21 protein-coding genes and 2 pseudogenes are annotated in these 19,512 nt (G+C 63.5%); 11 read left to right on the forward strand and 12 right to left on the reverse strand.

Annotated elements, in window-relative coordinates:
• Positions 1-6: 6 nt before the first annotated feature.
• On the forward strand, positions 7-831 hold the full coding sequence (gene aroE / locus QIY50_10800; GenBank protein WGV22606.1) for a shikimate dehydrogenase: 825 nt from the start codon (positions 7-9) through the stop codon (positions 829-831).
• 140 nt (positions 832-971) lie between these two features.
• Here aroE and QIY50_10805 read toward each other — a convergent pair whose 3' ends face one another.
• The 3 genes and pseudogenes from QIY50_10805 to betC all read right to left on the reverse strand — a co-directional run bounded on the left by QIY50_10805 (position 972) and on the right by betC (position 5,143).
• Positions 972-2,537 (reverse strand): SulP family inorganic anion transporter, encoded by a 1,566-nt coding sequence (locus QIY50_10805; GenBank protein ID WGV22607.1) that lies wholly within the window; start codon positions 2,535-2,537, stop codon positions 972-974.
• A 143-nt stretch (positions 2,538-2,680) separates the two neighbouring features.
• A pseudogene (gene choX / locus QIY50_10810) lies at positions 2,681-3,611 on the reverse strand (choline ABC transporter substrate-binding protein).
• 14 nt (positions 3,612-3,625) lie between these two features.
• Positions 3,626-5,143 carry a choline-sulfatase gene (betC, locus tag QIY50_10815; protein ID WGV22608.1) on the reverse strand — a complete coding sequence of 506 codons (1,518 nt, stop codon included), beginning with the start codon at positions 5,141-5,143 and terminating at the stop codon, positions 3,626-3,628.
• 108 nt (positions 5,144-5,251) lie between these two features.
• Here betC and QIY50_10820 point away from each other — a divergent pair, with 108 nt between their 5' ends.
• The gene (locus tag QIY50_10820; GenBank protein WGV22609.1) at positions 5,252-6,151 is read left to right on the forward strand and encodes a LysR family transcriptional regulator; all 900 of its coding nucleotides are present in this window, start codon (positions 5,252-5,254) and stop codon (positions 6,149-6,151) included.
• 110 nt (positions 6,152-6,261) lie between these two features.
• Here the strand turns inward: QIY50_10820 and QIY50_10825 are convergent, their stop codons facing one another.
• Positions 6,262-6,879, reverse strand: a complete 618-nt coding sequence (locus tag QIY50_10825; GenBank protein WGV22610.1) for an NAD(P)H-binding protein — start codon at positions 6,877-6,879, stop codon at positions 6,262-6,264.
• A gap of 52 nt (positions 6,880-6,931) precedes the next feature.
• Here QIY50_10825 and QIY50_10830 point away from each other — a divergent pair, with 52 nt between their 5' ends.
• Positions 6,932-7,264, forward strand: coding sequence for a DOPA 4,5-dioxygenase family protein (locus QIY50_10830; GenBank protein WGV22611.1), 333 nt, complete (start codon positions 6,932-6,934; stop codon positions 7,262-7,264).
• 120 nt (positions 7,265-7,384) lie between these two features.
• Here the strand turns inward: QIY50_10830 and trpA are convergent, their stop codons facing one another.
• Both trpA and trpB read right to left on the reverse strand, forming a co-directional pair.
• On the reverse strand, positions 7,385-8,194 hold the full coding sequence (gene trpA, locus QIY50_10835; GenBank protein ID WGV22612.1) for a tryptophan synthase subunit alpha: 810 nt from the start codon (positions 8,192-8,194) through the stop codon (positions 7,385-7,387).
• Positions 8,191-9,409, reverse strand: a pseudogene (gene trpB / locus QIY50_10840) (tryptophan synthase subunit beta). The gene trpA and the pseudogene trpB overlap by 4 nt, the downstream one beginning before the upstream one ends.
• A gap of 110 nt (positions 9,410-9,519) precedes the next feature.
• Here trpB and QIY50_10845 point away from each other — a divergent pair.
• Positions 9,520-10,416 carry a LysR family transcriptional regulator gene (locus QIY50_10845; GenBank protein ID WGV22613.1) on the forward strand — a complete coding sequence of 299 codons (897 nt, stop codon included), beginning with the start codon at positions 9,520-9,522 and terminating at the stop codon, positions 10,414-10,416.
• On the opposite strand, the gene QIY50_10850 is transcribed toward QIY50_10845, so the two are convergent.
• Positions 10,413-10,736, reverse strand: a complete 324-nt coding sequence (locus QIY50_10850; GenBank protein WGV22614.1) for a DUF883 family protein — start codon at positions 10,734-10,736, stop codon at positions 10,413-10,415. The two genes, QIY50_10845 and QIY50_10850, sit on opposite strands and share 4 nt — an antisense overlap.
• Positions 10,737-10,886: 150 nt before the next feature.
• Here QIY50_10850 and QIY50_10855 point away from each other — a divergent pair, with 150 nt between their 5' ends.
• Both QIY50_10855 and QIY50_10860 read left to right on the forward strand, forming a co-directional pair.
• Positions 10,887-11,102 carry a dodecin family protein gene (locus QIY50_10855; protein WGV22615.1) on the forward strand — a complete coding sequence of 72 codons (216 nt, stop codon included), beginning with the start codon at positions 10,887-10,889 and terminating at the stop codon, positions 11,100-11,102.
• Between the two features lie 101 nt (positions 11,103-11,203).
• Complete coding sequence (locus QIY50_10860; GenBank protein WGV22616.1) at positions 11,204-11,425, forward strand: DUF1161 domain-containing protein; 222 nt, start codon at positions 11,204-11,206, stop codon at positions 11,423-11,425.
• Positions 11,426-11,524: 99 nt separating this feature from the next.
• On the opposite strand, the gene QIY50_10865 is transcribed toward QIY50_10860, so the two are convergent.
• Positions 11,525-12,529 (reverse strand): LLM class flavin-dependent oxidoreductase, encoded by a 1,005-nt coding sequence (locus tag QIY50_10865; protein ID WGV22617.1) that lies wholly within the window; start codon positions 12,527-12,529, stop codon positions 11,525-11,527.
• 152 nt (positions 12,530-12,681) lie between these two features.
• On the opposite strand from QIY50_10865, the gene QIY50_10870 reads away from it, so the two are divergent.
• Together QIY50_10870 and QIY50_10875 are read left to right on the forward strand one after the other, a co-directional pair.
• The gene (locus QIY50_10870) at positions 12,682-13,107 is read left to right on the forward strand and encodes an OsmC family protein (GenBank protein WGV22618.1); all 426 of its coding nucleotides are present in this window, start codon (positions 12,682-12,684) and stop codon (positions 13,105-13,107) included.
• A 73-nt stretch (positions 13,108-13,180) separates the two neighbouring features.
• Positions 13,181-13,414, forward strand: coding sequence for a DUF1161 domain-containing protein (locus QIY50_10875; GenBank protein WGV22619.1), 234 nt, complete (start codon positions 13,181-13,183; stop codon positions 13,412-13,414).
• A 116-nt stretch (positions 13,415-13,530) separates the two neighbouring features.
• Here the strand turns inward: QIY50_10875 and QIY50_10880 are convergent, their stop codons facing one another.
• Positions 13,531-13,944, reverse strand: a complete 414-nt coding sequence (locus QIY50_10880; GenBank protein WGV22620.1) for a hypothetical protein — start codon at positions 13,942-13,944, stop codon at positions 13,531-13,533.
• A gap of 55 nt (positions 13,945-13,999) precedes the next feature.
• The gene (locus QIY50_10885; protein ID WGV22621.1) at positions 14,000-14,413 is read right to left on the reverse strand and encodes a hypothetical protein; all 414 of its coding nucleotides are present in this window, start codon (positions 14,411-14,413) and stop codon (positions 14,000-14,002) included.
• 85 nt (positions 14,414-14,498) lie between these two features.
• Between QIY50_10885 and QIY50_10890 the strand changes: the two genes are divergently transcribed.
• Positions 14,499-15,572 (forward strand): aminopeptidase, encoded by a 1,074-nt coding sequence (locus QIY50_10890; GenBank protein WGV23038.1) that lies wholly within the window; start codon positions 14,499-14,501, stop codon positions 15,570-15,572.
• Positions 15,573-15,704: 132 nt separating this feature from the next.
• Here the strand turns inward: QIY50_10890 and QIY50_10895 are convergent, their stop codons facing one another.
• Together QIY50_10895 and QIY50_10900 are read right to left on the reverse strand one after the other, a co-directional pair.
• A complete protein-coding gene (locus QIY50_10895) occupies positions 15,705-16,355 on the reverse strand; it encodes an HAD family hydrolase (protein ID WGV22622.1) in 651 nt (216 codons plus the stop codon).
• Between the two features lie 121 nt (positions 16,356-16,476).
• On the reverse strand, positions 16,477-17,025 hold the full coding sequence (locus QIY50_10900; protein ID WGV22623.1) for a gamma carbonic anhydrase family protein: 549 nt from the start codon (positions 17,023-17,025) through the stop codon (positions 16,477-16,479).
• Positions 17,026-17,091: 66 nt separating this feature from the next.
• Here QIY50_10900 and prlC point away from each other — a divergent pair, with 66 nt between their 5' ends.
• Both prlC and QIY50_10910 read left to right on the forward strand, forming a co-directional pair.
• Positions 17,092-19,179, forward strand: a complete 2,088-nt coding sequence (prlC, locus tag QIY50_10905; GenBank protein ID WGV22624.1) for an oligopeptidase A — start codon at positions 17,092-17,094, stop codon at positions 19,177-19,179.
• On the forward strand, positions 19,176-19,457 hold the full coding sequence (locus QIY50_10910) for a YheV family putative zinc ribbon protein (GenBank protein ID WGV22625.1): 282 nt from the start codon (positions 19,176-19,178) through the stop codon (positions 19,455-19,457). Before prlC ends, QIY50_10910 begins: the two co-directional genes overlap by 4 nt.
• The last annotated feature ends 55 nt before the right edge of the window (positions 19,458-19,512 follow it).

Genomic DNA, 19,512 nt, shown 5'->3' on the forward strand with positions numbered 1-19,512 from the left:
GCCGTCATGGACCAGTACGTCGTTTTCGGTAACCCCATCGGCCACAGCAAGTCGCCGCTGATCCACCGCCTGTTCGCCGAGCAGACCGGCCAGGACCTGGAATACGCCACCCTGCTGGCGCCGCTGGACGAGTTCAGCGACTGCGCGCGCGGTTTCTTCAAGCAAGGCAGCGGTGGCAACGTAACCGTGCCGTTCAAGGAAGAGGCCTACCGCCTGTGCGACAGCCTGACCCCGCGTGCACAACGCGCTGGCGCAGTGAATACGCTGAGCAAGCTGGCCGATGGCAGCCTGCAGGGCGACAACACCGATGGCGCTGGCCTGGTGCGCGACCTGACGGTGAATGCCGGGGTCGAGCTTGCGGGCAAGCGCATTCTGATCCTGGGTGCTGGTGGTGCGGTGCGTGGTGTGCTGGAGCCGATCCTGGCGCACAAGCCGCAGTCGCTGGTGATTGCCAACCGTACTGTGGAAAAGGCCGAGCAGCTGGCGCGTGAGTTCGATGAACTGGGACCGGTGGTGGCCAGCGGGTTTGCCTGGTTGCAGGAGCCGGTGGATGTGATCATCAATGCCACCTCGGCGAGCCTGGCCGGCGAATTGCCGCCGATTGCCGACAGCCTGGTCGAGGCGGGGCGCACGGTTTGTTACGACATGATGTATGGCAAGGAGCCGACGCCGTTTTGCCAGTGGGCTGAGAAGCTGGGCGCGGCCAAGGTACTGGATGGGTTGGGGATGCTGGCTGAGCAGGCGGCAGAGGCGTTCTTTATATGGCGTGGGGTGCGGCCGGATACGGCGCCGGTGTTGGCTGAGTTGCGCCGGCAGCTGGCTCGCGGCTGAGATTGCCGGGGCCGCTTTGCGGCCCATCGCGACACAAGGCCGCTCCTACAGGGGACCGCGTCAGCAGGCATTGCTCGGTCGGTTTAGCGGCCTTGCGTCGCGATGGGCTGCGCAGCAGCCCCAAAAATCTCAACCCAACATCACTCTTCAAACCGGATCGGACAAAGCTCCACCCCTTCCAGCTTCTGCAACTCCTCGATCACCTGCGGCCTGGCCCGGTGCAAGGTCAGACTCCCGCCCGCCCGCCGCAACCGCCGCGCCTCGCGGTGCAACATATCCACACCCGAGTAATCGATGAAATTCACCTGCCGGGCATCGATCACCACATGCGGCCCCTGGCAGCGCTGCAAGCGCACTTGCAGATAATGCGCAGCACCAAAGAAGATCGACCCGCCCACCCGCAGCACATCCGCCTCCCCTTCACGGCTTTGTTGCACCCGTGGTCGCGAGGTGCGCTTCAGGTAGAAGAACAGCGACGCCAGCACCCCGGCATAGATCGCCGTCTGCAGCTCCAGCAACAAGGTCGCTGCCGCCGTCAGCGCCATTACCAAAAACTCGGAGCGGCTGACCCGGAACAGCGCTCGAATCCCCCGGTGGTCCACCAGACCCCAGCAAATCAGCAGAATACTGCCGGCCATGGCCGGGATCGGCAGGTGCGCGATCAGCCCGGCCCCGGCAACGGCGAACACCGCCACCCATAACGCTGAGAAAACCCCGGCCATGGGCGAGCGGGCGCCGGCGTCGTAGCTCAGCCCGGAACGGGTGAAGGAGCCAGAAGACAGGTAACCGGAGAACAACGCACCGACTATGTTCGACAGACCTTGTGCGCGTATTTCCTGGTCTGCGTCGATCAACTGCTCCGAACGTGCCGACAACGAGCGGGCGATCGACAGGCTGGTGACCAGCCCGAGCATGCCCACCGCCACGGCGCTGGGCAGCAGGCGCAGGATCAGTTCCACATCCAGCAGGGGCAGCGGGCTGAAGGGCGGTAGTTGGCCGGTGAACGCAGGCACCCGTGGCACATGGCCAAAAAAGCCGGGCAGCAGCCAGGCCAGCAGGCTGACCAGGATCAGGCTTATCAACAGGCTCGGCCAGCGTGGGCGCCAGAGTTTGAAGGCCACGCCGATCACCACCGTGGCCAGGCCAAGAAACAAGGACGGCAGGTCGACCTCGCCGGCATGGCTGGCCAGGTCTTGCACGGTCTTCAGCGCCGTGGCCTGGCTTGGCAGGTCCATGCCCAACAAGTTGGGCAACTGGCCCAGGGCAATGACGACAGCGGCGCCCAAGGTGAAGCCGAGCACCACGGAATGGGAGACAAAATTCACCAGAGCGCCGAAGCGCAAAAGCCCCAGTAGCAGCTGGAAGATGCCGCCGAGGAAGGTCAGCAGCAGCACCAGGGTGACGTAGTCGGCGCTGCCGGCCACGGCCAGCGGGCTGATGCTGGCGTAGAGGACGATGGAGATGGCGGCGGTCGGGCCGCAGATCAGGTGCCAGGACGAGCCCCACAGGCAGGCGATCAGCACTGGCACGATGGCGGCGTACAGGCCGTATTCGGCGGGCAGGCCGGCGATCAGGGCATAGGCGATGGATTGCGGCAGGGCGAGGATGGCACCGCTTAGGCCCACCAGCAGGTCCTGGCGCAGGCTGCGGCCCGATTGGCGGGGGAGCCAGGAGAGGAAGGGCAGCAGGTGAGCGAGGCGATGCATGGGTTATCCACATTCCTTACTGTTTCACCAATCCCTGTGGGAGCGGGCGCGCCCGCGAAGAAGCCGCCGCGGTGGATGGCACCGGCTTCGCCGGTGTTCGCGGGCATGCCCGCTCCCACAGGGATAGAGGTTTGCTTGTGAGGTTACAGTTTGGCTTTGACGGCCTCCAGCGCAATTGCCATCGGCCTTGGTCGTCACCCCGGCCAACCACCCTTCCAGCAACTCGGGGTGCGCCTTCACCCAAGCCTTGGCCGCTTCATCGAAGCTGATCTTCTTGTCCACAACCTCGGCCATGATGGTGTTTTCCATGTCCAATGTGAACTTCAGGTTACCCAGCAGCTTCGCCGCATTCGGGCAGGCTTGTGGATAACCCTTGCGGGTCAGGGTGTACACCTCGCCCTTGCTGCCGAACCACTTCTCCCCACCCGTCAGGTAATGCATTTTCAACTTCACGTTCATCGGGTGAGGGGTCCAGCCGAGAAAGGTGATGAACTGCTGCTTCTTCACCGCCCGGTCGACCTGGGCCAGCATCGCCTGCTCGCTGGACTCCACCAGCTTCCACTGGCCGAGGTTGAATTCGTTGTTGTCGATGATTTGCTTCAGCGACAGGTTGGCCGGTGCGCCCGAGCCAATCCCGTACAGCTTGTTGTCGAACTGGTCGGCGTGCTTCTGCAAGTCGGCGAAATCTTTCACCCCGGCATTCCACACATAGTCGGGCACTGCCAGGGTGAACTCGGTTCCTTCCAGGTTGCGTGAAAGTTGCTGCACATCGCCGTTGGCGATGAACTTGTCATGAAAGCCCTGCTGTGCCGGCATCCAGTTGCCGAGGAAGGCATCGACGCGGCCATCCTTGAGGCCGCCGTAGATGATCGGCACGGCCAGGCTGTCGATCTTCACCTGGTAACCCAGGCTTTCCAGCAGCAGGCGGGCCACGGCGTTGGTCGTGGCGATATCGCTCCAGCCGGGGTCTGCCATCTTCACGGTGGTGCATTGCGCGTCGCTGTCGGCGGCGTAGGCTGCGGCGGTACTCAGGCTCAGGGCCAGGGCGAATACGGTGGCGGAGAACTTGTGCATGGCGGCCTCTCTTCTCAATCCAAGGGGGCGGGCTGTGGATAACGTGCCTTGCGCTCGAGGTCGTCGAGATCGATGTGGTTGCGCATGTACTGTTGGCTGGCATCCACCAGCGGTTGGTGGTCCCAGCTTTTCAGCTTGCCGATGGCCAGCGCCTCGGCTACCAGGCGGCGGCGCCGCTGGCTGACCAGAACCTGCTGGCGCAGGCTGGGGATATCCCAGCGCTGCTGTGCTTCAGCGACAAATGCCTGCAGCAGCGCCTGGTGTTCCGGGCTGCCGGTGAGGTTCTCCCGCTCGTGCGGGTCGCGGCTCAGGTCGTAGAGTAGGCATGGGTCGTCTTCGCTGTACACGAACTTGTACGGCCCGCGGCGAATCATCATCAGCGGGCCGACGGTGCCTTCGGCCATGTACTCGCCGATCACTTCGTCATGGCCGCCCTGCCCTTGCAGGTGGCCGACCAACGAGCGGCCGTCCAGGTGCAGGTGGTTATCCACAGCGCCGCCAGCCAGCTCGACCAGGGTCGGCAGCAGGTCGCAGGTCGATACCGAGGCGCTCACCCGGGCTGGCGCGTAGCGCTTGGGCGCGTGCACCAGCAGCGGCACGCGCGCCGACATCTCGAACCAGTGCATCTTGTACCAGAGGCCACGCTCACCCAGCATGTCGCCGTGGTCGCCGGAGAACACGATCAGGGTGTCATCGGCCAGGTTGCATTCCTCCAGGGTCTGCAGCAGCAGGCCGATGTTGTCGTCGATGTAGCTGCAGGCGCCGAAGTAGGCACGGCGGGCATCGCGAATCTTGTCCACAGGCAGCGGCTTGTTCCACAGGTCATAGACCTTCAGCAGGCGCTGCGAGTGCGGGTCGAGTTCTGCCTGGTTGAATTCGGCACGGGGCATGGGGATATCCACACCCTCGTAGCGATCCCAGTAGCGTTTGGGGATGGTGTACGGGTCGTGCGGGTGGGTCATCGACACGGTGAGGCAGAACGGCCGACCATCGTTTTCGCGCACATGGTCGTACAGGTACTGGCGCGCCTTGAAGACCACTTCCTCGTCGAAATCCAGCTGGTTGGTACGCACGCACGGGCCGGCCTGCAGCACCGAGGACATGTTGTGGTACCAACTCGGGCGCACGTCTGGTTCATCCCAGTTCACCGCCCAGCCGTAGTCGGCCGGGTAGATATCGCTGGTAAGGCGTTCCTCGTAGCCATGCAGCTGGTCCGGGCCGCAGAAGTGCATCTTGCCAGAGAGCGCGGTGCGGTAGCCCAGGCGGCGCAGGTAGTGAGCGTAGGTTGGCACGTCGGCAGGGAAGTCGGCGGCGTTGTCGTAGGCGCCGATGCGACTGGGCAATTGCCCGCTGACCAGGGTGAAGCGCGATGGTGCGCACAACGGGCTGTTGCAGTAGGCCGAGTCGAACACCACCGCTTGTTCGGCAAGGCGGCTCAGGTGCGGCATCTGGATTGGCGAAGAGGCGTAGATCGGCAGCAAGGGCGCGGCCATCTGGTCGGCCATGATGAACAGGATATTTGGGCGCGTCATGGTGGCTTCCATCGTTGAGGGTTATGCGAACCGCTTGCCTACCAAGATGCGACTGTGGATAACATGGGTAAAGCCCATGGCGGGCAATGACTGGGATTAGCCCTGCTTATGTTTGAACACCTTGCCAAATTGTCGCTGGATACACTGCGCGTGTTCGAGGCTGCCGCACGGTTGCGTGGCTTTACCGCTGCGGCACTGGAGCTGGGCACCACGCAGCCGGCGGTGAGCCAGCAAGTCAAACGGCTGGAGGCACAGCTGGGCACGCGGTTGTTCGACCGCATTTACCGGGGTATCGAGCTGACCGAGGCTGGCCAGGTGCTGTTCGAACAGGTGCATCAGGGCCTGCAGGCCATGGAGGACGGCATTGCCCAGGCCAGTGGGCGCGGCCAGCGCGAAGTGCTGCAGGTGGCTACCGACTTCGCCTTTGCGGCGTTCTGGCTGATGCCACGGCTGCAGCGTTTTCACGAGGCTTATCCACAGGTGGATGTGAGCCTGGTGACCGGTGAGCGCAGCCAGGGCATGTTGCGCCCGGACATCGATGTGGCGGTGCTGTTTGGCGACGGGCGCTTTCACCAGGGCGAGAGCCGCTGGCTGTTCGATGAGGAGGTTTTTCCGGTGTGCAGCCCGCGGCTGATTCATGGCAAAACCTTGTCAGCCGCGGCTTTGCAACGATTGCCCTTGCTGCATTTGAAGGGCGAGCAGGCTAGCCGCTGGTTTGATTGGGCGGGGGTGTTTCGCGGGTTTGGCGTGGCCAGCCCGCCGCCGGCCGGGCAGTTGCGGTTTGATAACTATACGTTGCTGATCCAGGCCGCGATTGCCGGGCAAGGGGTGGCGATTGGCTGGGGGCACCTGGTGGATGGGCTGGTGGAGCAAGGGTTGCTATGCCGGCCGTTGGAGGGGAGTTTGCGCTCGGCGCGCGGGTATTACGCGGTGCTGCCACCACGCAAGCGGCGTGGGGCGTTGATCGAGCGGTTCGTGGATTGGTTGGAGCAGGAACGTAGCCTTTGAGATTTTGGGGCCGCTTTGCGGCCCATCGCGACACAAGGCCGCTCCTACAAAGGCCGGCCCGTGTAGGAGCGGCCTTGTGTCGCGATGGGCTGCGCAGCAGCCCCGGCAATCTAGACCACGAAGTTCAGGTGCTCGCCTCGGTGCAAGTCCAGCTCCAGCATGTCCACCACCCCCGCCGCGACCCTGGCCAGGTGCCGCAACGGCTCAGCCAACCCCGGCTCCAGCGTCCCTTCGGTGCTGCGAAAATGCTCCATCCCCAACCCAGCCAGTTCCTGCGGGGCATTGATCAGCGTCCAGTGCAACGCACTGCGCTGTAACCCGTCCACTACCTGGTCCACACATTCCCGCTCTGCCTCGCTGTACTTGCCCGGCTCATCCAGCACATCGAAATCGCCCACCAGCAACAGCCGGCGTATAGTCGTACGCTTAAGCCCCGCCACCAGCGCCTCGCTCATGCGGGCTTGCCTGGGCAGATCGCCCGGCGCCAGCGTCGACAACAGGGCAATGACCGCCGAGCCGCCTGCCGCGCCCTGCTCCGCCTGGTCGGCATCGCTCAGCCCGCCTATCTTGAAATGCAGGCCAGGACGCGGCGCATAGCGGTTGAGGTCGTCGACCACGGCGGTGACTTCGTGCTGGCGCGACAACAGCTCTACCATCAGGGCATTGCCCAGGCTGCTGTCAGGCCCGAACAGGACCAGTTTGAACACTGGGGTTTCGGCGTTTTTCACTGCATCACTCCCTTTGCAGGTGGTGATGGTTGGACCGCAATCAGGAGTTATCGTGCAGAGGATCAAGGGTTACCACGCCCATGTTTACTACAACGCAGCGACCATGGACCAGGCCCGTGAACTGTGTGAAGAGGCGGCGCGTCTGTTTCCCGTGAGCATGGGGCGCATGCACCAGAAACCCGTGGGGCCGCACCCGGACTGGAGCTGCCAGCTGGCCTTCGAGCCAGAGTTTGTGGGGGTGGTGCTGCCGTGGTTGGCGCTGTATCGGAAGGGGTTGGTGGTGTTCATGCACCCGTTAACCGGGGATGAACTGGCGGACCACCGGGACCATGCGATCTGGATGGGGGCGGTGCGGCCGCTGGATCTGTCGATGTTTGGGGGTTAGATCTTCATAGTCTGTACTGGCCTCATCGCCGGCAAGCCAGCTCCCACAGGGATATCACAGGGCCTGAGGGCGGCGCTGTACCTGTGGGAGCCGGCTTGCCGGCGATGAAGGCGACGCGGTTTAACGACGGGCGCCGCGCACCCCTTCAGCCAGTGCCGAGCACAGGCTCAATACATCACTCACCGCCTGCTCGGCACTCTTGGCCTGGGCAATCTTGTCGACCAGCGCCGAGCCCACCACCACGCCGTCAGACAGGCGGGCAATGGCCGCAGCCTGCTCCGGCGTACGAATGCCGAAACCAACGCTGATCGGCAGATCGGTATGCCGACGCAGGCGGGCAATGGCTTCGGTCACGTGCTCGGTGGTCGCCGAGCCAGCGCCGGTCACACCGGCTACCGACACGTAGTAGACAAATCCGGAGCTGCGCTCCAGCACGCGCGGCAGGCGCGCGTCGTCGGTGGTCGGAGTGGTCAGGCGGATGAAGTCGATGCCTGCGGCCTGGGCCGGGGTCGCCAGCTCGGCGTCGTGCTCTGGCGGCAGGTCGACGATGATCAGGCCATCGACGCCGGCTTGCTTGGCTTCGGCGACGAACTTTTCCACGCCAAAGCGGTGGATCGGGTTGTAGTAGCCCATCAGTACGATCGGTGTGGTCTGGTTATCCACACGGAATTCGCGAACCATCTGCAAGGTCTTGGCCAGGGTCTGGCCGGCTTCCAGGGCACGCAGGGTGGCCAGCTGGATGGCCACGCCGTCGGCCATCGGGTCGGTGAAAGGCATGCCCAGCTCGATCACGTCGGCACCGGCAGCCGGCAGGCCCTTGAGGATCTGCAGCGAGGCGTCATAGCCCGGATCGCCCGCGGTGACGAAGGTGACCAGTGCCGAGCGGCCTTCGGCCTTCAGCTCGGCGAAGCGTTGTTCAAGACGGCTCATGCCTGTTTCTCCTGGGCGGCCATGTGGTTCATGACGGTTTGCATGTCTTTGTCGCCGCGGCCCGACAGGCACACGACCATCAGGTGGTCCTTGGGCAGCTTCGGTGCGCGCTTGATCGCCTCGGCCAGGGCGTGGGAGCTTTCCAGGGCCGGGATGATGCCTTCCAGGCGGCAGGTGGCGTGGAACGCATCCAGCGCTTCGTCGTCGGTGATGCTGACGTACTCGACACGCTTCACTTCGTGCAGGTAGGCGTGCTCCGGGCCGATGCCCGGGTAGTCCAGGCCAGCGGAAATCGAGTGGGCGTCGGTGATCTGACCGTCTTCGTCCTGCAGCAGGTAGGTGCGGTTACCGTGCAGCACGCCCGGTACGCCACCGTTCAGGCTGGCCGCGTGCTTGTCGGTGTGCACGCCGTGGCCACCGGCTTCGACACCGATGATCTGCACGCTGGGTTCTTCGAGGAATTCATGGAACAGGCCCATGGCGTTGGAACCACCGCCGACGCAGGCGACCAGGCTGTCCTGGCAGGCGGCCTTCCTTCTCTTGCAACTGGGCGCGGGTCTCCTTGCCGATGATCGACTGGAAGTCGCGGACCATGGCCGGGTACGGGTGCGGGCCGGCGACGGTGCCGATCAGGTAGAAGGTGTCTTCTACGTTGGTGACCCAGTCGCGCAGTGCCTCGTTCATGGCGTCTTTCAGGGTGCCGGTGCCGGCGGTGACCGGGACGATTTCGGCGCCCAGCAGTTTCATGCGGAACACGTTGGCCTGCTGGCGCTCGATGTCGGTGGCGCCCATGTAGATCACGCAAGGCAGGCCGAAGCGGGCCGCGACGGTAGCGGTGGCCACGCCGTGCATGCCGGCGCCGGTTTCGGCGATCAGGCGCTTCTTGCCCATGCGCTTGGCCAGCAACACCTGGCCGATGCAGTTGTTCACCTTGTGCGCGCCGGTGTGGTTGAGCTCTTCACGCTTGAAGAAGATCTTCGCGCCGCCGCAATGCTCGGTCAGGCGCTCGGCGAAGTACAGCGGGTTGGGGCGGCCGATGTAGTCGCGCTGGAAGTAGGCCAGCTCTTCGAGGAACTTGGGGTCTGCCTTTGCCGCTTCGTATTCGCGAGCCAGGTCCAGCACCAGTGGCATCAGGGTTTCGGCCACGTAGCGGCCGCCGAACGAGCCGAACAGGCCGTTGGCGTCGGGGCCGGGGCGGTATTGGGACTGGGTCATGGGGCGCTCCAGGGCGTAATGAATGAGTGATGGGCTTTACTCTAACCACGGCACGCCCGGCTGAAAACCGATAAGATTGCGCAAACTTGTCAGAAAAACTCACAGGTACCATGGCCCACGACCTCCCTCCCCTCAACGCCCTGCGGGCCTTCGAGGCCACCGCCAGGCTTAACAGCGTCAGCCAGGCGGCGGAAGCGCTGCATGTCACCCATGGCGCCGTCAGTCGGCAGATCAAGGTGCTTGAAGAGCACCTGGGCGTAGCGCTCTTCGTTAAGGACGGGCGTGGCATCAAACTCACAGATGCCGGCATACGCCTGCGCGATGCCAGTGGCGAAGCCTTCGACCGCTTGCGCAGCGTGTGCGCCGAGCTCAGCCGCGACGTCAGCGAGGCGCCATTCGTGCTGGGCTGCTCGGGCAGCCTGCTGGCGCGCTGGTTCATCCCGCGATTGGGGCGGCTGCAGGCGGACTTGCCTGAACTGCGCCTGCACCTGTCGGCCGGTGAAGGGGACCTGGACCCGCGACGGCCAGGGCTGGATGCGCTGCTGGTATATGCCGAGCCGCCATGGCCGATGGACATGCAGGTGCATGTACTGGCCGAGGAACGCATCGGGCCGGTGCTCAGCCCGCATTTCGCCGGTTTCGAGCGCTTGCAGGCTGCGCCGGCCAAGGCCTTGCTGGGCGAAGCCTTGCTGCACACCACCTCCCGCCCGCAGGCTTGGCCCACCTGGGCGCTGGAACAGGGGCTGGAGCCGGCGGCCCTTCACTATGGCCAGGCTTTCGAGCACCTGTATTACCTGCTGGAAGCTGCCGTGGCCGGGTTGGGTGTGGCGATTGCGCCGCAGCCTCTGGTCGCCGATGACCTGCGGGCGGGCCGTTTGAGTGCCCCATGGGGTTTTTCACCTACCCCTGCGGCGCTGGCCCTATGGGTGCCCAGGCGCGCCGCGGACGGGCGCGCCGAGCAGTTGGCGCAGTGGTTAAGGGCGGAACTGGCGCGCCAGGGCGCTTAGTTACGTTTACACATCAGGTACGCCGCCAGCAGGCCCAGTGCGCCGATGGCAACACCCGCAGTGGTGTACGGGTGTTCCTGGGCGTAATCACGGGTGGCGATGCCGGTCTGGCGGGTCCGCTGCTTCACTTCCTCGTAGGCATCGCTCAGCAGGCTACGGGAATGCCGAAGGGCGTTTTCGGCGTTGCTGCGGATGGCCTTCACCGACTTCTGGGATTCTTCCGACGCGTCATGCTTGAGGTTCTCCAGACTTTTCAGAAGGCTCTCGATTTCGGCTTCCATGCTTTCCAGGGACGTTTTACGCAGCGAATTGCGGTGCATATTGACTCTCCTTCGCGTTGTGGGCTGTAGAGGTTGCGACTGCCAAGCGAAGCGAAAGTGCGATCGAACTTTCGCCTAGGGTGACCGCTCGCAGGTAAACCCGGCCTGCGCTGCTAGGCTCAATTTCACCATCATCCAAGGAGAGCGCTCATGACCGATCATCACACCTACAAGAAGATCGAACTGGTGGGGTCTTCGACCACCAGCATCGAAGAGGCGATCAACAATGCCCTGGCCGAAGCCGGCAAGAGCATCAAGCATCTGGAGTGGTTCGAAGTGATAGATACCCGTGGCCATATCCGCGACAACAAGGCGGCGCACTTCCAGGTCACGCTGAAGGTCGGCTTCCGTATCGCCAATAGCTGAAACACTGCCGGGCTGGATGAGCCCGGCATGATGGGGTATTCAGGAAAGGGGCGCCTTGGCGGGTGCCCTTTCTGATTTCATCTGCACAAGGAAAGCGAGTGATGAACAAACTGATTCTGGCGCTGGGCCTGATGACCCTGGCCGGTGGTGCGCTGGCAGCAGGCAAGCCGTGTGAGGAGCTCAAGGCAGAAATTGCGGCCAAGCTGGATGCCAAGGGGGTCACCGGCTACAAGCTGGAGATCGTCGACAAGGGGGACCCGGCCGGCAAGGTGATCGGAACCTGCGAGGCGGGTACCAAGGAGATTGTGTACCGCCGCGGTTAACGCGTTGGCTTCTTCGCGGGCTCGCCCGCTCCCACAGGGGCTGCACAGGTTTCAGCATCTGTGCAGTCCCTGTGGGAGCGGGCAAGCCCGCGAAGAAGGTCACGCGGTCTTGAGCGCCTGCGCCATCAGTTCATAGGACCGGATCCGGTCCGCATGCTCATACAAATCACAGGTAAAGATCAGCTCATCCGCGCCGGTCTGCTCTAGCAGCACTTCCACCTTGGCCCGCACTTTCTGCGGGCTGCCGATCATCGCCAGGCCGAGGAAGCTGCCCACCGCGTCCCGTTCATGGGGTAGCCACAGCCCATCCATGCTTTCCACTGGCGGCTTCTGCATCAGGCTCTGCCCGCGAATCAGCGCGAGGATGCGCTGGTACACGGAGGTGGCCAGGTACTCGGCCTTTTCGTCAGTTTCTGCCACTACCATGGGAATGCCCAGCATCACATACGGCTTGTCCAATGTGGTCGACGGCTTGAAGTGGTTGCGGTACACGCGGATCGCCTCATGCATCAGGCGTGGTGCGAAGTGCGAGGCGAAGGCGTAGGGCATGCCGCGCATACCCGCCAACTGGGCGCTGAACAGGCTGGAACCCAGCAGCCACATGGGCACATCGGTGTCGTGCCCAGGCACAGCGATCACTTTTTGATCATCGGTACGCGGGCCAAGATAGCGTGACAGTTCCTCGACATCATCCGGGAAGTCATCCGGGCCGCCAGCGCGGTCGCGACGCAGGGCGTAGGCAGTCATCTGGTCGGAGCCCGGCGCGCGGCCCAGCCCCAGGTCGATACGCCCCGGATACAGGCTGGCCAGGGTGCCGAATTGTTCGGCGATCACCAGCGGCGCATGGTTGGGCAGCATGACCCCGCCAGAGCCCACGCGAATGCTCGAGGTGCCCCCGGCCAGGTAGCCGATCAGCACCGAAGTCGCCGAACTGGCGATGCCGTCCATGTTGTGGTGCTCGGCTACCCAGAAGCGGTTGTAGCCAAAGCGCTCGACGTGCTGCGCCAGGTCCAGCGAGTTGCGCAGCGACTGCGCCGGGCCGGCATCGGCGCGTACCGGCACCAGGTCGAGGGTGGAAATCTTCAGGTCACGCAACTGCGTCATGGAGCCTCCGCAAAGGTGTTTGGCCACAGGCCTTTTCAACTCTGTATGGGCACATTCGCCGGATTCAATGCTTGCCGTGCGATTGCTCTGAACTTGCTGTAGGCGGCTGGCCTCTGAAGCCTTAAGTATGTAACCCGAGACCAGGAGGCATCATGAAAAAGACAGCATCGGCGATCTGGCAAGGTGGCCTGAAGGACGGCAAAGGCCTGCTTTCTACCGAAAGTGGCGCGCTCAAGCAGAACCCCTACGGCTTCAACACCCGTTTCGAGGGCTCGCCCGGGACCAACCCGGAGGAGCTGATCGGCGCGGCGCACGCTGGCTGCTTCTCGATGGCACTGTCGATGATGCTGGGCGAAGCGGGGTTCACCCCGGACAGGATTGACACCGCTGCCGAAGTGACGCTCGACAAGCAGGCTGACGGCTTTGCCATTACCGCAGTGCACCTGGTACTCAGGGCCAAGGTGCCCGGGGCGAGTGAAGCGCAGTTCTTGCAGATTGCCGAGAAGGCCAAGGCCGGGTGCCCGGTGTCCAAGGTGCTGAACGCGAAGATCAGCCTGGATGCGGCGTTGGTGGGTTGAAGCAGTGCAATGAGGGCGGTTTGTTGTAGTCTAGACAGCGTCGGCAGCACGCTGCCCTTTCAGGAGCCGTTTCATGATTCGCGTCGCAATCGCCGTGTTGGCTTCCCTGGTCGCCACGTCTACGCTGGCGGCGGTCAAGCCGTGCGAAGAGCTCAAAGCCGAGATCGAGGCCAAGATCCAGGCCCAGGGGGTTTCGTCCTATACCCTGGAAATCGTGCCCAACAGTGAGGTCAAGGACCCGAACATGGTCGTCGGGACCTGTGATGGTGGGACCAAAAAAATCATTTATCAGAAGAATGATCGGTGAGTCCTGGAGCCTGGGGCCGCTTTGCGGCCCATTCGCAGCGCAAGGCTGCTCCTACAGGAAATACGCGATCTTTGTAGCAGCCCTATGCTGCGAATGGGCTGCGAAGCGGCCCCTGATCAAGGAATGCAGAACACCTCGCTAGGTTCGTTCACCACCACCTTGCGGCTGCCGTCATACAGCAGCACCTGCGGCTCCATCACCGGCGCCCGTGCCTCCAGGCGATAGCGCTCACCGGCCTTGAAGTTGTCAAAACGCACGGTCAGGTAGCACGTACGGTCCCTGGGCTGGGTCGTGAGGCCACCCCCCTTGATCTCATAATCGAAGCGCACTACCAGTTCGTGCTTGCCCGGCGTCACCTGGAAGTAACGGCCATCCTCCAGTCGTTTGCCATCAAGGCGGTCGGCCATGATCACCCTGCCGGGGGTTATGGTGTACAGGTCGACCCAGGCCTGCTTGGGGTCGACGGGCGGCAAGGGGCTGGCGCAAGCCCCCAGTGCACTGAGGGCCATCAGCATCATGGGCTGGCGCATGGCAAGACTCCCGCTTGCGATTTACACGCTACAAGCATAGCGCCGTTTGTGCGATTCAGGTGCGTTGGCAGCCTGCAGGCAAACCTTGGCCAACCAGTTTTTGCTGATGGTCGTAGAGTTTGATCCAGGGGCGGAAGCCGATGCTGCCAGCCTGCAGCTGGTAGCGCTGGCCGGCACTGAAATCCTTGAAGGTCAGCTTGACCTGGCAATCCCGCCACAAAGGCTCTTCGACCGGGCCGATATTGCTTGGAGTAACCGGGAACTGGTAGCGCACGGTCAGCTCGTGGCTGCCGGGCGGTACTTCGAAGTAACGGTTGTCGGCCCAGTCGCGTTCATCTACCTGCACGGCGTGCAGCGAGGTGTTGTCGTAGGGCGTGAGGTCGATCCAGGCCTGGTTCGGGTCCGGGTCTGGCAGGGTCGAACAGGCGGATATCAGCAACAGTGAGCTGGTGACCAACAGTGCACGCATGGCGAAACGCCCCCTTGGCGAGATAGTCTTGGCGTGAATCGGCCATGAGCGAGTCAGACAGTTGCGGATGCTTCGACTTATTCTTGTGCAGCGCTCAGGCCCTGGGCCACTCGACCTCGTTTTTAGCCGTTTGGTTCCCCTGCTGGCGGTGCTCCTGCTGAACGGTTGTAGCAGCGTGGCCTACTATGGGCAGCTGGCCGAGGGCCAGTGGCAGCTGCTACGCGCACGGCAGCCGGTGGAGCAGGTAGTGGCCAACCCGGCCACTTCAACGCAATTGCGCGCACGACTGGAGCACGCCAGGCAGGCGCGGTTATTTGCCAGCCAGCAGCTGAAGCTGCCGGATAACCGCAGCTACCGGGTGTATGCCGACATTGGCCGGCCCTATGTGGTGTGGAACGTGTTCGCCACCCCCGAGCTGTCGTTGCAGCCAGTGACGCACTGCTTCCCGATCGCGGGGTGTGTGGCCTACCGCGGCTATTACCAACAAGGCGCGGCGCGTGGGGCGGCAGCGCTGATGCGCCAGGACGGCATGGATGTGTACGTGGGCGGCGTGGAGGCTTATTCGACGCTGGGCTGGTTCGACGACCCGATTCTGTCATCGATGGTGGGCTGGAGCGACGAGCGCCTGGCCACACTGATCTTCCATGAGCTGGCCCACCAGCGCTTCTATGTGCAGGACGATACCGAGTTCAACGAGTCGTTTGCCTCCTTCGTCGAACAGGAAGGCACGCGGCAATGGCGCGTGGCGCGAGGCCTGGCTGCCTCTGACGGGGAGCGGGGGAAGCAGCGTGAGCAGTTCATTCGGCTGGTGCTGGCCAGCCGCGAGCGGCTGCAGGCGATTTATGCAGGGCCTCTGGGTGATGTGCAGAAGCGGGCTGCCAAGCAGGCGGAGTTCGAACGTCTAAGGCGGGAATACCGGCAGGTGCGTGATGCCCAGTGGGGTGGTGACAAGCGCTATGACGCCTGGATGTATGGGCCGATGAGCAATGCCAAGTTGTTGCCGTTCGGGCTGTATGACCAGTGGGTGCCGGCGTTTGCGGTGGTGTTCCGCGAGGTTGGCGGGGACTGGCGGCGGTTTTACGAGCGGGTTGAGCAACTGGGAAGGTTGCCGATCGCTGAAAGGAAGGCTGTGTTGCAGAGGTTGATGGCTAACCTGTGAGTTTTTGGGGCCGCTTTGCGGCCCATCGTCGGCAAGCCAACTCCCACCCCGACCGCACCGATTTCAAGTCATGCGCAGTACCTGTGGGAGCTGGCTTGCCGGCGATGGGCTGCAAAGCAGCCCCCATGGCCATCAAGCCTTGAGAAATGCCTGATGCATCTCGGCCAAGGTAGCAAAGTGGAATGCCGGTTCTTCCGCCATCAGCTCTTCCTGGCTACCAAACCCGTACCCCACCGCCACTGCCTGCAAACCATTGCTGCGTGCACCGATCAGGTCATGCTTGCGATCGCCGATCATCAGCGTCTGCGCCGGGTCCAGGCGCTCCTCATCCAGCAGGTGGCGAATCAGCTCGACCTTGTTGGTGCGCGTGCCGTCCAGTTCACTGCCATAGATCACCTTGAAGTGGTGGTCGAAGGCAAAGTGACGGGCGATTTCGCGAGCGAATTTCCAAGGTTTGGAGGTGGCAATATACAGCGTGCGGCCTTGGCCGCTCAGCGCATCGAGCAGCTCCGGCACACCGTCGAACACCAGGTTTTCGTACAGTCCGGTGACGCTGAAGCGTTCACGATAGAAGTTCACCGCATCCCAGGCCTTGGCTTCGTCGAAGTTGTAAAACTGCATGAAAGCCTGCAGCAGGGGTGGGCCGATGAAGTGTTCGAGGCGGGTCAGGTCCGGCTCGTCGATGCCTAGCTTGGCCAAGGCGTACTGGATCGAGCGGGTGATGCCCTGGCGCGGGTCGGTCAGGGTGCCGTCGAGGTCGAACAGGATGTTCTGCTGGTGCATTTACTGGGTTCCACTTGAGTGCTGCGTGGCCTGCTTCGCGGGCTCGCCCGCTCCCACAGGTACAGCGCTGGCCTGGAAGGCTCCACTAGACCTGTGGGAGCGGGCAAGCCCGCGAATGCGGTCATTCAGGTTGATCGTAGCCCTCGGCCAAATGCTGGTCCTTGAGCTTCACGTAATTGCTGGCGCTGTAGGAAAAGAACGCGCGCTCCTGGTCGTTCAGCAGCCGGGCCTGTTTCACCGGGCTGCCCATGTACAGGTAGCCACTGACCAGGCGCTTGCCTGGGGGCACCAGGCTGCCGGCGCCGATGATCACCTCATCCTCGACGATGGCGCCGTCCATGACGGTGCTGCCCATGCCGACCAGGATGCGATTGCCCAGGGTACAGCCATGCAGCATGACCTTGTGGCCGATGGTCACTTCGTCGCCAATGATCAGCGGGAAGCCGTCCGGGTTGAATGGGCCGGCATGGGTGATGTGCAGCACGCTGCCGTCCTGCACGCTGGTGCGCGCGCCGATACGGATGCGGTGCATGTCGCCGCGTACCACGGTCAACGGCCAGACCGAGCTGTCTTCACCGATTTCCACATCGCCCAGCACCACCGCCGACCGGTCGACGAAGGCCCTGGGCCCAACTTTCGGAGTGTGTTGCTGGAAGCTTCGGATGGCCATGATAGCGTCTCTCATCTGTGCCGATAGGCAGGCTGCCTGCTGCGGTCGGCGTCGATTGTAATTAAGATGGGGCAGTGTTTCTTCTGCCAAGGTATCCAAACCGTGAGTGCGAACAACCCGCTTCTGCAGTCCTACGATCTGCCGCCCTTCTCGCAAATCCGTGCCGAACACGTGTTGCCGGCGATCGAAGCGATCCTGGCCGACAACCGTAAAGCCATTGCCGAGATCCTCGAAAAGCAGGGCAAGAACCCTACCTGGGCCGGCCTGGTGCTGGCCATGGACGAACTGAACGACCGCCTGGGCGCCGCCTGGAGCCCGGTCAGCCACCTCAATGCGGTGTGCAACAGCGCACAACTGCGCGAAGCCTACGAGTCGTGCCTGCCGGCGCTGAGCGCCTACTCTACCGAACTGGGCCAGAACCGTGCGCTGTTCGAAGCCTACCAGGCACTGATCGCCAGCCCCGAAGCCGCCGGCTTCGACGTGGCGCAAAAGACTATCCTCGAGCACGCCCTGCGTGACTTCCGCCTGTCGGGTATCGACCTGCCGGCGGACAAACAGCAGCGCTATGCCGAAGTGCAGAGCAAGCTCAGCGAGCTGGGTAGCCGGTTCTCCAACCAGTTGCTCGACGCCACCCAGGCCTGGACCAAGCACGTTACCGACGAAGCCGCGCTGGCCGGCCTGACCGATTCGGCCAAGGCGCAGATGGCCGCCGCTGCCCAGGCCAAGGGCCTCGACGGCTGGCTGATCACCCTGGAGTTTCCCAGCTACTACGCGGTGATGACCTACGCCAGCGACCGTGCACTGCGCGAAGAGCTGTACGCCGCCTACTGTACCCGTGCCTCGGACCAGGGCCCGAATGCCGGCCAGTTCGACAACGGCCCGGTGATGCAGGAAATCCTCGGCCTGCGCCAGGAGCTGGCCGAACTGCTGGGCTACAAGAACTACGCCGAGCTGAGCCTGGCCACCAAGATGGCCGAGTCCAGCGACCAGGTGCTGAGCTTCCTGCGTGACCTGGCCAAGCGTTCCAAGCCGTTCGCCGCCCAGGACCTGGAGCAGCTCAAGGCCTTTGCCGCCGAGCAGGGCTGCCCTGAGTTGGCCAGCTGGGACGCCGGCTACTTCGGCGAGAAGCTGCGTGAGCAGCGCTACAGCGTGTCGCAGGAAGCCCTGCGCGCCTACTTCCCGATCGACAAGGTGCTGGGCGGCTTGTTCAGCATCGTGCAGCGCCTGTACGGCATCGAGATCACCGAGCTCAAGGGCTTCGACAGCTGGCACCCGGATGTGCGCCTGTTCGAGATCAAGGAAAACGGCCAGCAAATCGGCCGCTTCTTCTTCGACCTCTACGCCCGCGCCAACAAGCGTGGCGGCGCCTGGATGGATGGCGCGCGTGACCGTCGCCGCACCGCCGCTGGCCAGTTGCAGAGCCCGGTGGCCAACCTGGTGTGCAACTTCACCCCGGCCGCGCCCGGCAAGCCGGCGCTGTTGACCCACGATGAAGTCACCACCTTGTTCCACGAGTTCGGCCACGGCCTGCACCACATGCTGACCCGCATCGAGCATGCCGGCGTATCCGGCATCAACGGCGTGGCCTGGGACGCGGTCGAGCTGCCCAGCCAGTTCATGGAAAACTGGTGCTGGGAGCCGGAAGGCCTGGCACTGATCTCCGCCCATTACGAAACCGGTGCCCCCCTGCCCCAGGACCTGCTGGACAAGATGCTGGCGGCGAAGAACTTCCAGTCGGGCATGATGATGGTGCGACAGCTGGAGTTCTCGCTGTTCGACTTCGAGCTGCATGCCACCCATGGTGACGGCCGCAGCGTGCTGCAGGTGCTCGAAGGCGTACGCGACGAGGTGTCGGTCATGCGCCCACCGGCGTACAACCGCTTCCCCAACAGCTTTGCGCACATCTTCGCGGGTGGTTACGCGGCGGGCTACTACAGCTACAAGTGGGCCGAAGTACTTTCGGCTGACGCCTTCTCGCGCTTCGAGGAAGAAGGTGTGCTGAACGCCGAGACTGGTCGCGCCTTCCGCGAGGCGATCCTGGCACGCGGTGGTTCGCGCGAGCCGATGGAGCTGTTCGTCGATTTCCGTGGCCGTGAGCCTTCCATCGATGCCTTGCTGCGCCATAGTGGCCTGAGCGAGGACGCTGCAGCATGAGCGAGGTAGCCGTGAACAAGACCAAGAAACGCTTCATTGCCGGGGCGGTATGCCCGGCGTGCAGCGAACCCGACAAGTTGATGATGTGGAACGAAGACGGCGTACCGCACCGCGAATGCGTGGCCTGCGGCTTTACCGACACCCTCAACGAGCAGGGCTTGTCGGTGCCGAAGGAACTCGGCACCCGGGTCAACCATCTGGAACCGAAAGCCGCGCCGGCCAAAGTACAGACGGTGCAGTTCTTCCCCAACCCGAAGCTGAAGAAGCCGGCTGAATAATGCTGTCATGCCACCCGGGCTTGCATGCCCGGGTGGTAGATATTCAGGGCGCCCG

Origin of the sequence: Pseudomonas putida, assembly GCA_029953615.1 — a bacterium.
Taxonomy (GTDB): Bacteria; Pseudomonadota; Gammaproteobacteria; order Pseudomonadales; family Pseudomonadaceae; genus Aquipseudomonas.